Origin of the sequence: Mycobacterium colombiense, from assembly GCF_003284975.1 — a bacterium.
Classification (GTDB): Bacteria; Actinomycetota; Actinomycetes; order Mycobacteriales; family Mycobacteriaceae; genus Mycobacterium; species Mycobacterium europaeum_A.
Map to the genome: position 1 here is coordinate 1 of NZ_QMEU01000117.1, position 13135 is coordinate 13135.

Sequence of the window (13135 nt, forward strand, 5' to 3'; positions counted from 1 at the left end):
CGACGCCCGGTCCACCGCCACCAGGTCCGCCGGTCCCCGGCGCCGTCGGAGCGGTGGTCGTGACGCTCGCCGGCGTCGTGACGGTGGTGGTGACGGTCGACGTGCTGGGGTTCTTGTTGTCCTTGCCCGAGCTGCAACCCGCGGTCAACGAACTAAGGGCGATAGCCGCGGCGATTCCCGCGGCGACCGAAACACGGGTGACTCCACTACCGGTCATGCGCAAACCAATCTCTGAGGGGTCAGTTCTCGTGTCCCTCTACCCGTTCCGGTCTGATATCAACCGTGTCCGGCCGACGGGTCGTCCACCGCGACGGGCGCCGCCAGTCGGGTGGGACGCTCATGGCCGCGCAGGGTCACGCTGTCGCCCAGCGACCAACGCGCCCGCTCGGTTTCGCTGGCGCGCTCGATGGCGTCGGCCGTCGCGAGCAGCCGGCTCGAGTGCGACTTCGCCAGCTCGCACAGCCGGGCCGCCTCGTTGACCGGCTCACCGATCACGGTGTATTCGAAGCGCTCCCTGGCACCGACGTTTCCGGCCACGGCTTGACCGGCCGCCACGCCGATGCCCGCCGACAGCTCAGACATTTCGTTGGCCAGCCGTTCGGAGATGCTGCGCCCGGCGGCGAGGGCCGCGTCTTCCGGTGAATCAAGGCGATTGGGAGCCCCGAAGATCGCCAGCGTCGCATCGCCCTCGAACTTGTTGACCAGCCCGCAATAACGGTCCACCTCTTCGACGACAATCCCGAAGAATTGGTTGAGCACGGCCACCACGTCGGCGGGCGGGCGGCTGGTCACCAACTGGGTGGAGCCGATGATGTCGATGAATACGACTGCGACATGGCGTTCTTCGCCGCCCAGCTTCGGCTTCTCGCGTTCGGCGGCAAGGGCCACTTCGCGTCCCACGTGGCGGCCGAAGAGGTCGCGAACGCGTTCGCGCTCGCGCAGTCCGTTGACCATCGCGTTGAAGCCGCGCTGCAGCTCGCCGAGTTCGGTGCCGTCGAATACCACCAATTCGCCGCGCAGGTCACCCTTTTCGACGCGCTGAAGCGCGGCCCGCACCACGCGCACCGGTGTTGCGGTCAGCCACGCCAGGATCCACATCAGGATGCAGCCGAAGATCAGCGCGGCCGACGACACGATCAGGACACCGACCGCGAACTGGGTCTGGGTGAGATTGTTCAGCCAGATCTCGAACAGCGTCAGGAGCGCGATGCCGATGACCGGAACGCCCGATCCGAGGAACCACACCGTCATGGTCCGGCCCATGATCCCGGCCGCCAGCCGACGTGGCGGCGGACCCGCCTCGAGGGCCTGGGCCGCCACCGGACGCAACGCGAACTCGGCGAGCAGATAACTGCCGGTGGCCACCAGAACGCCGCAGAAGCTCACCCCGATTAGGAAGCGGGGGATGAACATGGTGTTGATCAGGCCGTAGAGGACGGTATAAAGCACCGCTCCGATTCCCCACAGGACGAGGTCGACCAACGCGATCCGCCATGGGGCGATGAACGTGTTGCGTTCGTCCTCGGGTGTCGGAGTGCGCTCCTCGATGGCCCACCGCAACGCCAGCACGGTCCTGCGGGTGATCCAGTAGGTACCCACCGTCAGCGCCAGCAGGATGTAGGCCGGTGACACCCCGAACGTGAGCCACGCCGGTGCGTCGTCGAAGATGCTCGGTACCGGGATGGCCACTGTGACCAAGATCAGCCCCGCGACGATCCCGAGCAGGTTCGCCCCCAGCACCAGGACGGTCATGATGATCTGGATGCGCACCCGGCGACGGCCCTGGCTTTCCGACACCCGTCCCAGCAGCAGGGAGCCGTACGCCGGCGTCGCCGGCAGACGGCCGCTCTGACGGGTGACCCGTTCGAGCACCCGACCTATTCGCTGCGCCACGGACTGGTTGGCCGACATGGTGGCGTCAGCCTAATTTGTCGGCGACGCTCTAAGGTGAGTCGGGTGCGTCTAGTGATTGCTCAGTGCACCGTGGACTACGTCGGCCGGCTCACCGCGCATCTGCCCTCCGCACGCAGGTTGTTGTTGTTCAAGGCCGACGGATCGGTCAGCGTGCACGCGGACGACCGCGCCTACAAGCCGCTGAACTGGATGAGCCCGCCGTGCTGGCTGACCGAGGAGCCCGGTGATCAATCGCCGCTGTGGGTGGTCGAGAACAAGGCGGGCGAGCAACTGCGCATCACCGTCGAGGAGATCGAGCACGACTCCAGCCACGAACTCGGCGTCGACCCCGGCCTGGTCAAGGACGGCGTCGAAGCGCACCTGCAGGCGCTGCTGGCCGAGCACGTGCAACTGCTCGGCGAGGGATACACCTTGGTTCGCCGCGAGTACATGACGGCCATCGGTCCGGTCGATCTGCTGTGCCGCGACGAACACGGGGGCTCGGTGGCGGTGGAGATCAAGCGGCGCGGCGAGATCGACGGCGTCGAACAACTCACCCGGTACCTGGAGCTGCTCAACCGCGACACCGTGCTCGCGCCGGTTCGGGGAGTGTTCGCCGCCCAGCAGATCAAACCGCAGGCCCGCACGCTGGCCACCGATCGCGGTATCCGTTGTCTGACATTGGATTACGACAAGATGCGCGGGATGGACAGCGACGAGTATCGGCTGTTCTGAGAGTTCGCCACTACACTGACCGGATGGCTCGGCGCCGCACCCCGCCACGTCGGCAGCCGCCGTTGGCGCCGCCGGCGGCGCTGCGGCGGGTGGAGGTCGGCCCGGACGGCCACGAGTATGAGGTCCGGCCCGTACCGGCGGCCCGGGCGGCCAAGACCTATCGGTGTCCCGGCTGCGACCACGAAATACGTTCCGGCTCAGCGCATCTGGTGGTATGGCCCACCGATTCGACGCTCGCGGGCGGCGCCGGACAGGTGGAGGACCGCCGGCATTGGCACACGCCGTGCTGGGCGCACCGCGCTACCCGCGGTCCCACCAGGAAGTGGTCGTGAGGGTCGGCGTCTCAGGCGGCCGGCTCGACGAGCTCGATCAGGACTCCGCCACCGTCCTTGGGGTGGATGAAGTTGATCCGCGAGTTTGCCGTGCCGCGCCGGGGTGCGTCGTAGATCAACCGCACGCCCTGCTCGCGCAGCTGGGCGATCAAGGCGTCGAGGTCGCTGACCCGAACGGCCATCTGCTGGATGCCCGGTCCGCGCTTGTCGAGGAACTTGGCGATCGTCGAGGACTCGTCGATCGGGGCCATCAACTGGATCTGTGCGGTGCCCGCCGGGGCACCGCGCACAGCCAGCATGGCTTCGCGGATTCCCTGCTCCTCGTTGACTTCCTCGTGCACCAGGATCATCCCGAGGGTGTCGTGGTACCAGTCGATGGCGGCGTCCAGGTCGGCGACTGCGATGCCGACGTGATCGATCGCCGTCACCAGTGAGGTGGCCAGGATCTGACGGGCGTCAACTTGATCGGTCGTCATCACATAACGGTAACCTGGCGGCAAAGATTGCGCTTCCCCGGGAGGCCGAACCGGCCGTCGGCGCAGGATTAGGAGAGTGTTATGACGACCTCGGTGATCGTTGCTGGAGCACGGACACCCATCGGCAAGCTGATGGGTTCGCTGAAGGACTTTTCGGCCAGTGATCTGGGGGCGATCGCGATCGCCGGGGCGCTGGAAAAGGCTTTCCCAAATGTTCAAGTGCCGGGTTCGCTGGTCGACTACGTGATCATGGGCCAGGTGTTGACGGCCGGGGCCGGCCAGATGCCGGCACGCCAGGCGGCCGTGGCGGCCGGGATCGGCTGGGATGTTCCGGCGTTGACCATCAACAAGATGTGTCTGTCCGGCATCGACTCCATCGCGCTGGCTGACCAGCTCATCCGCGCCGGGGAGTTCGACGTGGTGGTGGCCGGCGGCCAGGAGTCCATGACCAAGGCGCCGCACCTGCTGATGGACAGCCGCTCGGGCTACAAGTACGGCGACGTGACGGTGCTGGACCACATGGCCTACGACGGCTTGCACGACGTGTTCACCGACCAGCCGATGGGCGCGCTCACCGAGCAGCGCAACGACGTCGACCAGTTCACCCGGCAGGAGCAGGACGAGTTCGCTGCCCGGTCGCACCAGAAGGCGGCCGCGGCCTGGAAGGACGGCGTCTTCACCGACGAAGTGGTGCCGGTCAACATCCCGCAGCGCAAAGGCGATCCGCTGCAGTTCACCGAGGACGAGGGAATCCGCGCCAACACCACCGCCGAGTCGCTGGCCGGCCTCAAGCCGGCCTTTCGCCGTGACGGCACCATCACCGCCGGATCGGCCTCCCAGATCTCCGATGGCGCCGCCGCGGTGGTGGTGATGAGCAAGGCCAAGGCGCAGGAGCTGGGGCTGAGCTGGCTGGCCGAGATCGGTGCGCACGGCGTGGTGGCCGGACCGGATTCCACCCTGCAGTCGCAGCCGGCCAACGCGATCAAAAAGGCGATCGCCCGCGAGGGCATCTCCGTGGACCAGCTCGACGTCATCGAGATCAACGAGGCGTTTTCCGCGGTCGCGCTGGCCTCGACCCGCGAACTGGGCGTGAATCCCGACCGGGTCAACGTCAACGGCGGCGCGATCGCCGTCGGGCATCCGATCGGGATGTCGGGAGCGCGGATCACGCTGCACGCCGCGCTGGAATTGTCGCGGCGCGGCTCCGGCTACGCGGTCGCGGCGCTGTGTGGGGCCGGCGGGCAGGGCGACGCCCTGATTCTGCGCGCGGGTTAGCCGCCCAATCGGACGTTTGCCGACGTTGCTGGCGCGGCGCGCCGGTGGCCGATTGTGATCTTCGTCATATTTGCCGATCACGGGGCTTTTCGGAGTGCGTTTTCGGTCCGCTGCGTCGCCGTCTGAGCGGCTCCGCCACCGGGTGGATGGGTAGCCCGTCCGCATGACAAACTTGACGGCGTGACTCGTCCGCGACCTCCTATCGGGCCCGCCCTGGCTGGTGCGGTGGATCTCTCCGGCCTCAAGCAACGGGCCCAGCCCGCGGCCGGCCCAGCCGCAGCGGCCACGCAGTCGGCCGCCGACGGTGACCCCGGCATCATCGCGGTCACCGAGGCCAATTTCGAGGCCGAAGTCCTGCTGCGGTCCGAGGAAGTGCCCGTCGTGGTGCTGCTGTGGTCACCGCGCAGCGATGCGTGTGTCCAGCTACTGGACACGTTCGCCGGGCTGGCCGCCCAGGACAATGGCAAGTGGTCGTTGACCACGGTCAACGTCGATGTCGCGCCCCGGGTGGCGCAGATATTCGGTGTCGATGCCGTCCCGACCGTGGTGGCATTGGCCGCCGGGCAGCCGATCTCGAGTTTCCAGGGTATGCAGCCGGCCGAGCAGTTGCGCGGCTGGCTGGATCAGATTCTCTCGGCGACCGCCGGAAAGCTCAAGGGCCCAAGCGGTTCCGCGGAAGCCGAGACGGTCGACCCGGAGCTGGCCGCGGCCCGCCAGCAGCTGGAAGACGGCGACTTCGAGGCGGCCAAATCGTCGTATCAGTCGATACTGGACGCCAATCCGGCCAACGCCGAAGCCAAGGGCGCGATCCGGCAGATCGAATTCCTCACGCGCGCAACCGCGCAACGCCCGGACGCCGTCGCCGTCGCCGACGCCGCGCCTGGTGATATCGAAGCCGCCCTCGCGGCGGCCGACGTGCAGATCCTCAACCAGGAGGTCGGACCCGCCTTCGATCGCCTGATTGCCTTGGTGCGCAGCACATCCGGTGACGATCGCACCCGAGTGCGCACCCGGCTGATCGAGCTGTTCGAGCTCTTCGACCCGGCCGACCCCGAGGTCGTCGCCGGGCGGCGCAACCTCGCCAACGCGTTGTACTGAGGTCTACTCGAGGGCCAGCCACAGCGCCGACGTGGGCGGCAGCACCAGCAGTGCCGAGGCCGGGCGGCCATGCCACGGGTCTTCCGTCGCGTCCACGCCGCCCATATTGCCGATCCCCGAACCGTTGTAGGCCGTCGCGTCGGTGTTCAGCACCTCGCGCCACCGCCCGGCCGCCGGCAGGCCCAGCCGGTACCCACCGTGCTCGGCACCGGCGAAGTTGAACACGCAGGCCATCACCGAGCCGTCCTTGCCGTAGCGCAGGAAGCTCAGCACGTTGTTGCCCGAGTCGTTCGCGTCGATCCAGGAGTAGCCGTCGGGCACGGTGTCCTGGCTCCACAGCGCCGGGTGAGTGCGGTAGATGTCGTTGAGGTCGCGGACCAGGCGCAGGACGCCGTTGGAGAACCCCTGCTCGTAGAGCTGCCACCAATCCAGGCCGCGCTCCTCGGACCACTCGGCGCGCTGCCCGAATTCCTGTCCCATGAACAACAATTGCTTGCCCGGGTGCGCCCACTGGTAGGCGAGCAAGCTGCGCAGCCCGGCCGCCTTGACGTGGTTGTTGCCCGGCATGCGGCCCCACAGCGTACCCTTGCCGTGCACCACCTCGTCATGGCTGATCGGCAGCACGTAGTTCTCGCTGAACGCATAGAGCATCGAGAACGTCATCTCGTGGTGGTGGTAGCTGCGGTAGATGGGATCGCGGCTGATGTAGTCGAGCGTGTCGTGCATCCAGCCCATGTTCCACTTCATTGAAAAGCCCAGGCCGCCAAGGTTTGTCGGCCGTGTCACGCCGGGCCACGAGGTGGACTCCTCGGCGATGGTGACGATGCCCGGGGCGGTCTTGTGCACCGTGGCGTTCATCTCCTGCAGGAACTGCACCGCCTCCAAGTTCTCCCGGCCGCCGTAGATGTTCGGGGTCCAGCCCCCTTCGGGGCGGGAGTAGTCCAGGTAGAGCATCGAGGCGACCGCGTCCACCCGCAGGCCGTCGATGTGGAACTCCTCGAGCCAGAACAGCGCGTTGGCCACCAGGAAGTTACGCACCTCGCGACGGCCGAAGTCGAATACGTAAGTGCCCCAGTCGAGTTGCTCGCCCCGCTTGGGGTCGGAGTGCTCGTAGAGCGGCGTGCCGTCGAAGCGGCCCAGCGCCCAGGCGTCCTTGGGAAAGTGCGCCGGCACCCAGTCCACCAGCACGCCGATGCCGGCTTGGTGCAAGGCGTCGACCAGGGCCCGGAACTCATCGGGGGTGCCGAACCGCGATGTCGGCGCGTAGTACGACGTCACCTGGTAGCCCCACGATCCGGCGAACGGATGCTCGGCGACCGGTAGCAGCTCGACGTGGGTGAACCCGTGTTCCACAACGTAATCCGTCAGCTCGCGGGCCAACTGGCGGTAGTTGAGTCCAGGGCGCCAGGAACCCAGGTGCACCTCGTAGGTGCTCATCGGTTCGAACACCGGGTTGCGCTGCGCGCGCTCGGCCATCCAATCGGCGTCCTCCCACGTGTAGCTGCTGCGCGTCACCCGGGATGCGGTGTGCGGCGGCACCTCGGTGGCGAACGCCATCGGGTCGGCGCGCTCGGTCACGACGCCGTCGGCCCCGTGTACCCGGAACTTATACAGCCCCTCGACGGGAAAGCCGGGCCAGAACAGTTCCCAGACTCCCGATGAGCCCAACACCCGCATCGGGGCTTCGCTACCGGTCCAGCCGTTGAACTCACCGATCAGATTGACGCCCTTGGCATTCGGCGCCCACACCGCGAACGACACCCCGTTGACCACGCCGTCGGCCGTGGTGAACGAGCGCGGATGCGCGCCCAGTACTTCCCAGAGCCGCTCGTGGCGTCCCTCCCCGAACAGGTGGAGGTCGACCTCGCCCAGGGTCGGCAAGAAGCGGTAGGCGTCGGCGACGACGTACGGCTCCGCCCCCTCATAGGTGATCTGCAGCCGATAGTCGATCAGGTTGACGAACGGCAGCGCGACCGCGAAAAGCCCTGATTCGATGTGCTGCATCGGGAATCGATCGTCGCCGACGAGTGCGACCACTTCGGTGGCGTGCGGCCGGTACGCCCGAATGACGGTGTGGTCGGCGTACTCGTGCGCCCCCAGAATGCTGTGCGGGTTGTAATGCGTGCCCCCGATCAGGCGCGAGAGGTCGGCAGGGTCGGGTGCCAGGAGCGCCCCGGCGAGTTGGTCGGTTTTGCTCATGTCACAATCCCTCCGGTCCGTTTGGTGGCCTGCGCAGCAGGATCCCCCGCGCGTCGTGCGGTATGAGCGGCATGTTGATGATGTGCGCGACCGCCTGCCCGGGATCGATGCGAACGTAATTGGCTTGGCCCCACTGGAATTCCTGGCCGGTGATCTCGTCGCGCACCCAAAAACGCTCGTAGGGCTCCATACCCAGAGCCTCCATATCTAAAAACAGCGTCGCCTCCTCGGCACCGAACGCGTTGAGCGTCACCACCACCAGGACGCAGTCGCCGGTCACGGGATCGAACTTGGAATAGGCGAGCAGCGCATCGTTGTCCACGTCGTGGAAATGAATCGTACGCAGCTGCTCGAGGGCGGGGTGTAGTCGGCGAATCGCGTTGAGCTGCGTGATGAATGGCTCCAGCGATCGCCCCTCGGCCAGTGCCGCGGCGAAATCGCGGGGCCGCAACTCGTACTTCTCGGAGTCCAGGTACTCCTCGCTGCCCTCGCGCACCGCGCGATGTTCGAACAGTTCGTAGCCCGAGTACACCCCCCAAGCCGGACCCATGGTCGCCGCCAGCACCGCGCGGATCGCGAACATGCCGGGTCCGTTGTGCTGCAGGATGGCGTGCAGGATGTCCGGGGTGTTGACAAACAGGTTGGGGCGCCGGAAGTCTGCGGCGGCGGCGATGGCCTCGCCGAACTCGGTGAGTTCCTGCTTTGCCGTGCGCCAGGTGAAATAGCTGTAGGACTGGGTAAATCCGAGCTTGGCCAGGCCGTACTGGCGGGCCGGGGGCGTGAAGGCCTCCGACAGGAACAGCACGTCGGGGTCGATGGCCTTGACCGTGGCGATCAGCCAGGCCCAGAAGTCCGGCGGCTTGGTGTGCGGGTTGTCGACGCGAAAGAACTTGACGCCGTGGTCCATCCAGTGCCGGACCACCCGCAACACCTCGTCGTAGAGGCCGGCCGGGTCGTTGTCGAAGTTGATCGGATAGATGTCCTGGTACTTCTTCGGCGGGTTCTCCGCGTAAGCGATTGTGCCATCCGGCAATTCGGTGAACCAGTTGCGGTGATCGCGTGCCCACGGATGATCCGGTGCGCACTGCAGGGCAAGGTCCAGCGCGACCTCCATGCCCAACTCACGGGTGGCGGCCACGAAGGCGTCGAAGTCCTCGATGGTCCCCAGGTCCGGGTGCACCGCGTCATGGCCGCCCTCGTCGCTGCCGATCGCCCAGGGGGAGCCCACGTCTCCGGGCGCCGCGGTCGGGGAGTTGTTGCGCCCCTTGCGATGTACCTTGCCGATCGGGTGGATGGGCGGCAGGTAGACGACGTCGAAGCCCATCGCCGCGATGCGGGGAAGCTGGGCGGCCGCCGTGGCGAACGTGCCGTGCACGGGGTCGCCGTCGGCGTCCCAGCCACCGGTCGAGCGGGGAAACATCTCATACCAGGAGCCGAACCGGGCCAGCGGCCGGTCCACCCAGACGCCGTACTGCTCTCCGCGGGTGACCAGATCGCGCAGCGGGTAGGCGGCCAAAATTTCCTCGATCTCAGGCCCCAGCGCCAGCGCGGTGCGGGCGACCGGGTCGCCCGGTTCGCGCAGCGCGGTGGCGGCGGCCAGCAGCGGCTCGCGCAGTGCCCGCGGCACGCCCGTCGCCGCGCGCTCAAAGAGCCCTGCACCGACCAGAAGATCGTTGGACAGCTCGGTCTCACCCTGACCGGCGTCCAGCTTGGCGACCAGCCCGTGCCGCCACGAGTGGATCGGGTCGCCCCACCCGTCGACCCGGAAGGTCCACAGCCCGACCTGATCGGGGGTGAACTGACCGTGGAACACGTAGGGTTCCGGACCCATCGTCATCGGCAGCAGTAGCGGTTTGATCCGTTGCTGGTCGACTTTGCCGTCGCGCTGGGTGGCCGGCTTGGTCGGGGCCGCAGCGGCCTTGATTCGGCGGGTCTCGCTCACCTGCGGGTAGCCGGGCCCGAGGTAGCGCACGACCAAGGTCGCCGCGACTGCCTCGTGGCCTTCTCGCCATACCGCGGCGCTGACCGGGACGACTTCGCCGACCACGGCTTTCGCGGGGTACGCGCCACAGGAAACGACCGGTTGGACGTTATCGATCTCGACACGACCGGGCACCAGCACTCCGTTCCGATTGTGTGCGGCCAAGCCCGCGATGTGTTCCGTGCGGAATGCCGCTCGTCGGGAAACTTCCTGTCGTGGGGAAAATTTCTGGGCAGGGAAGCATCGTTGCGACCCGATAACTACCCGATACCCACCCTAGTCTCCGGTCACACACCGCCGGGGAAATGCGGTGCGTCCGGTCGCCGTGCACGGGCCGGGAACCTCAGTAAGGTAGGGACGCGTGAAAGCCCTCCGCCGGTTTACCGTCCGTGCTCACCTTCCGGAGCGTCTGACCGCGCTGGACCAACTGTCGACCAACCTGCGATGGTCGTGGGACAAGCCCACTCAGGAGCTTTTCGCGACCATCGACCCGGATCTGTGGGAGCGGTGCGGTAGCGATCCGGTGGCGTTGCTGGGCGCGGTCAAACCGGCGCGGCTCGACGAGTTGGCGCTCGACGAGGGCTTCCTGCGCCGGCTCGACGAGCTGACCGCCGATCTCAACGACTATCTGAGCCGCCCGCTGTGGTACCAGCAGCGGCAGGAGCAGGGCGCCGAGATCCCGGCCGCCATCGCGTACTTCTCGATGGAGTTCGGCATCGCCGAGGTGCTGCCCAACTACTCCGGCGGGTTGGGGATTCTGGCCGGCGACCACCTGAAGTCCGCATCCGATCTGGGGGTGCCGCTGGTGGCGGTGGGCCTCTACTACCGGTCCGGGTATTTCCGGCAGTCGTTGACCGCCGACGGCTGGCAGAACGAGACCTACCCGTCGCTGGACCCGCAGGGCCTGCCGTTGCGGCTGCTGACCGACGCGACCGGCGAGCCGGCGCTGGTCGAGCTGATGCTGCCGGACTCCGCGCAGCTGCACGCGCGGATCTGGGTCGCCCAGGTGGGCCGGGTTCCGCTGCTGCTGCTCGATTCCGACGTCCCCGAGAACGAGCACGACCTGCGCGGCGTCACCGACCGCCTGTACGGGGGCGACCAGGAACACCGGATGCGCCAGGAGATCCTCGCCGGCATCGGCGGGGTGCGGGCGATCCGCGCCTTCACCGGCATTCACGGCCTGCCCGCGCCCGAGGTGTTCCACATGAACGAGGGCCACGCGGGTTTCCTGGGAGCCGAACGCATCCGCGAACTGATGACCGGCTCCGGATTGGACTTCGACACCGCGCTGACGGTGGTGCGCTCCAGCACGGTGTTCACCACCCACACCCCGGTGCCCGCCGGCATCGACAGGTTTCCCGTCGACATGGTGCGGCTGTACTTCGACGACCACGCGGGCGACGGCGCGAAATCCGTTGACAAGGCCGCGAGATCGGATGCCACCGGCGCGCCCGCGTTGCTGCCGGGGGTGCCGACCGCTCGCATCCTGGCGCTCGGCGCCGAGGACGACCCCACCAAATTCAACATGGCCCACATGGGTCTGCGGCTGGCGCAGCGCGCCAACGGCGTGTCGTCGTTACACGGCCGGGTGAGCCGGTCCATGTTCAACGAACTGTGGCCCGGCTTCGACGCCAGCGAGGTGCCGATCGGCTCGATCACCAACGGAGTGCACGCGCGCACCTGGGCGGCGCCGCAATGGCTGCAGCTGGGTCGCGAGCTGGCCGGGTCGGATTCGTTCAGCGATCCGGGGGTCTGGCTGCGGCTCAAGCAAGTCGACGCGGGACACCTGTGGTGGATCCGCTCGCAGCTGAGGTCCCTGCTGGTCGACGACGTCCGGCGGCGGCTGCGTCGCTCCTGGCTGGAGCGGGGCGCCTCGGACGCCGAATTAGGTTGGATCGCAACCGCCTTCGATCCTGAGGTGTTGACCATCGGATTCGCGCGACGGGTGCCGACCTACAAGCGGCTGACGCTGATGCTGCGCGATCCGGATCGGCTGGAACAGCTGCTGCTCGACTCCGAACGACCGATCCAGCTGATCGTGGCCGGTAAATCCCACCCGGCCGACGACGGCGGAAAGGCGTTGATCCAGCAGGTGGTGCGCTTCGCCGACCGGCCCGAGGTGCGCCACCGCATCGCGTTCTTGCCCGACTACGACATGTCGATGGCGCGCCTGCTGTATTGGGGCTGCGACGTGTGGCTGAACAATCCGCTGCGGCCGTTGGAGGCTTGCGGCACTTCGGGAATGAAGAGCGCGCTCAACGGCGGGCTGAACCTGTCCATCCGGGACGGCTGGTGGGACGAATGGTACGACGGCGAAAACGGTTGGGAGATACCGTCCGCCGACGGCGTGACCGACGAGGCGCGGCGCGACGACCTGGAGTCCAGCGGGCTCTACACGCTGCTGGAAGAAGCCGTCGCACCGAAGTTCTACGAACGCGACGAACACGGTGTGCCGCCCCGCTGGATTGAAATGGTGCGCCACACGGTGCAAACCCTCGGTCCCAAAGTGCTGGCGTCGCGCATGGTGCGCGACTACGTCGAGCAGTACTACACGCCCGCGGCGCAGTCGCTGCGCAAGACGATCGCCCCCGTCGACGGCGCCGAGGACGCGGCGAGCGGCGGCGAGTTCGGCGCGGCCCGTGAGCTGGCCGCCTACCGCGCGCGCGCCCAGGAGGCCTGGCCCAAGATCGTCATCACCGACGTCGACAGCACCGGCCTGCCGGACAGCCCGGTGCTCGGCTCCAAGCTGACCCTGACCGCCACCGTCCAGCTGGCCGGGCTCGCGCCCGACGAGGTCACCGTCCAGGCGGTGGTCGGCCGCGTCGATGCCAGCGACGCACTGCTGGAGCCCGTCACCGTCGAGATGTCCTACGCCGGTACCGCCGAGGGCGGCAACCAGGTGTTCTCGACGACGACGCCGCTGCCGCTGGCGGGCTCGGTCGGCTACACCGTGCGCGTGCTGCCCCGCCATCCGATGCTGGCGGCCAGCAACGAGCTCGGGCTGGTCACCCTGGCTCGCTAGCCCGAAGCGGGTCAGGCCGACAGGCCCTGCTCGGCCGCGGGAGCGGTGCGCAGCCGCTGCAGCGCCTGGCGCACCTGCTCGCCGTTGGTGGTCTGCCAGAACGGCGGAAGCGACGCCCGCAGGT

The 13135-nt window shown here is 67.7% G+C and carries 10 protein-coding genes and 1 pseudogene; 5 read left to right on the top strand and 6 right to left on the bottom strand.

Going from position 1 to position 13135, the window contains the following annotated elements:
* Both DQP58_RS26985 and DQP58_RS22975 read right to left on the bottom strand, forming a co-directional pair.
* Positions 1–217 (bottom strand): annotated as a pseudogene (locus DQP58_RS26985) (hypothetical protein); the annotation flags it as partial.
* 59 nt (positions 218–276) lie between these two features.
* Positions 277–1911 (bottom strand): adenylate/guanylate cyclase domain-containing protein, encoded by a 1635-nt coding sequence (locus tag DQP58_RS22975; RefSeq protein WP_112710467.1) that lies wholly within the window; start codon positions 1909–1911, stop codon positions 277–279.
* A gap of 45 nt (positions 1912–1956) precedes the next feature.
* On the opposite strand from DQP58_RS22975, the gene nucS reads away from it, so the two are divergent.
* Positions 1957–2628 carry an endonuclease NucS gene (nucS, locus tag DQP58_RS22980; protein ID WP_165827937.1) on the top strand — a complete coding sequence of 224 codons (672 nt, stop codon included), beginning with the start codon at positions 1957–1959 and terminating at the stop codon, positions 2626–2628.
* A gap of 23 nt (positions 2629–2651) precedes the next feature.
* On the top strand, positions 2652–2960 hold the full coding sequence (locus DQP58_RS22985; RefSeq protein WP_112710469.1) for a hypothetical protein: 309 nt from the start codon (positions 2652–2654) through the stop codon (positions 2958–2960).
* Positions 2961–2971: 11 nt separating this feature from the next.
* On the opposite strand, the gene mce is transcribed toward DQP58_RS22985, so the two are convergent.
* Positions 2972–3439: a methylmalonyl-CoA epimerase gene (mce, locus tag DQP58_RS22990; RefSeq protein ID WP_112710470.1), complete on the bottom strand. Its 468-nt coding sequence runs from the start codon at positions 3437–3439 to the stop codon at positions 2972–2974.
* Positions 3440–3517: 78 nt separating this feature from the next.
* On the opposite strand from mce, the gene DQP58_RS22995 reads away from it, so the two are divergent.
* Both DQP58_RS22995 and DQP58_RS23000 read left to right on the top strand, forming a co-directional pair.
* Positions 3518–4711, top strand: a complete 1194-nt coding sequence (locus tag DQP58_RS22995; protein ID WP_112710471.1) for an acetyl-CoA C-acetyltransferase — start codon at positions 3518–3520, stop codon at positions 4709–4711.
* Positions 4712–4891: 180 nt separating this feature from the next.
* The gene (locus DQP58_RS23000) at positions 4892–5809 is read left to right on the top strand and encodes a tetratricopeptide repeat protein (RefSeq protein WP_112710472.1); all 918 of its coding nucleotides are present in this window, start codon (positions 4892–4894) and stop codon (positions 5807–5809) included.
* Positions 5810–5812: 3 nt separating this feature from the next.
* Here DQP58_RS23000 and glgB read toward each other — a convergent pair whose 3' ends face one another.
* Positions 5813–8008, bottom strand: coding sequence for a 1,4-alpha-glucan branching protein GlgB (gene glgB / locus DQP58_RS23005; protein ID WP_112710473.1), 2196 nt, complete (start codon positions 8006–8008; stop codon positions 5813–5815).
* A gap of 1 nt (position 8009) precedes the next feature.
* Positions 8010–10124, bottom strand: coding sequence for an alpha-1,4-glucan--maltose-1-phosphate maltosyltransferase (locus DQP58_RS23010; protein ID WP_205869518.1), 2115 nt, complete (start codon positions 10122–10124; stop codon positions 8010–8012).
* Between the two features lie 226 nt (positions 10125–10350).
* Here DQP58_RS23010 and glgP point away from each other — a divergent pair, with 226 nt between their 5' ends.
* Positions 10351–13011 carry an alpha-glucan family phosphorylase gene (glgP, locus tag DQP58_RS23015; RefSeq protein ID WP_112710475.1) on the top strand — a complete coding sequence of 887 codons (2661 nt, stop codon included), beginning with the start codon at positions 10351–10353 and terminating at the stop codon, positions 13009–13011.
* Between the two features lie 11 nt (positions 13012–13022).
* Here glgP and DQP58_RS27690 read toward each other — a convergent pair.
* Positions 13023–13135 (bottom strand): hypothetical protein (locus DQP58_RS27690; protein WP_430916557.1); only part of this gene is annotated, 113 nt, incomplete at its 5' end.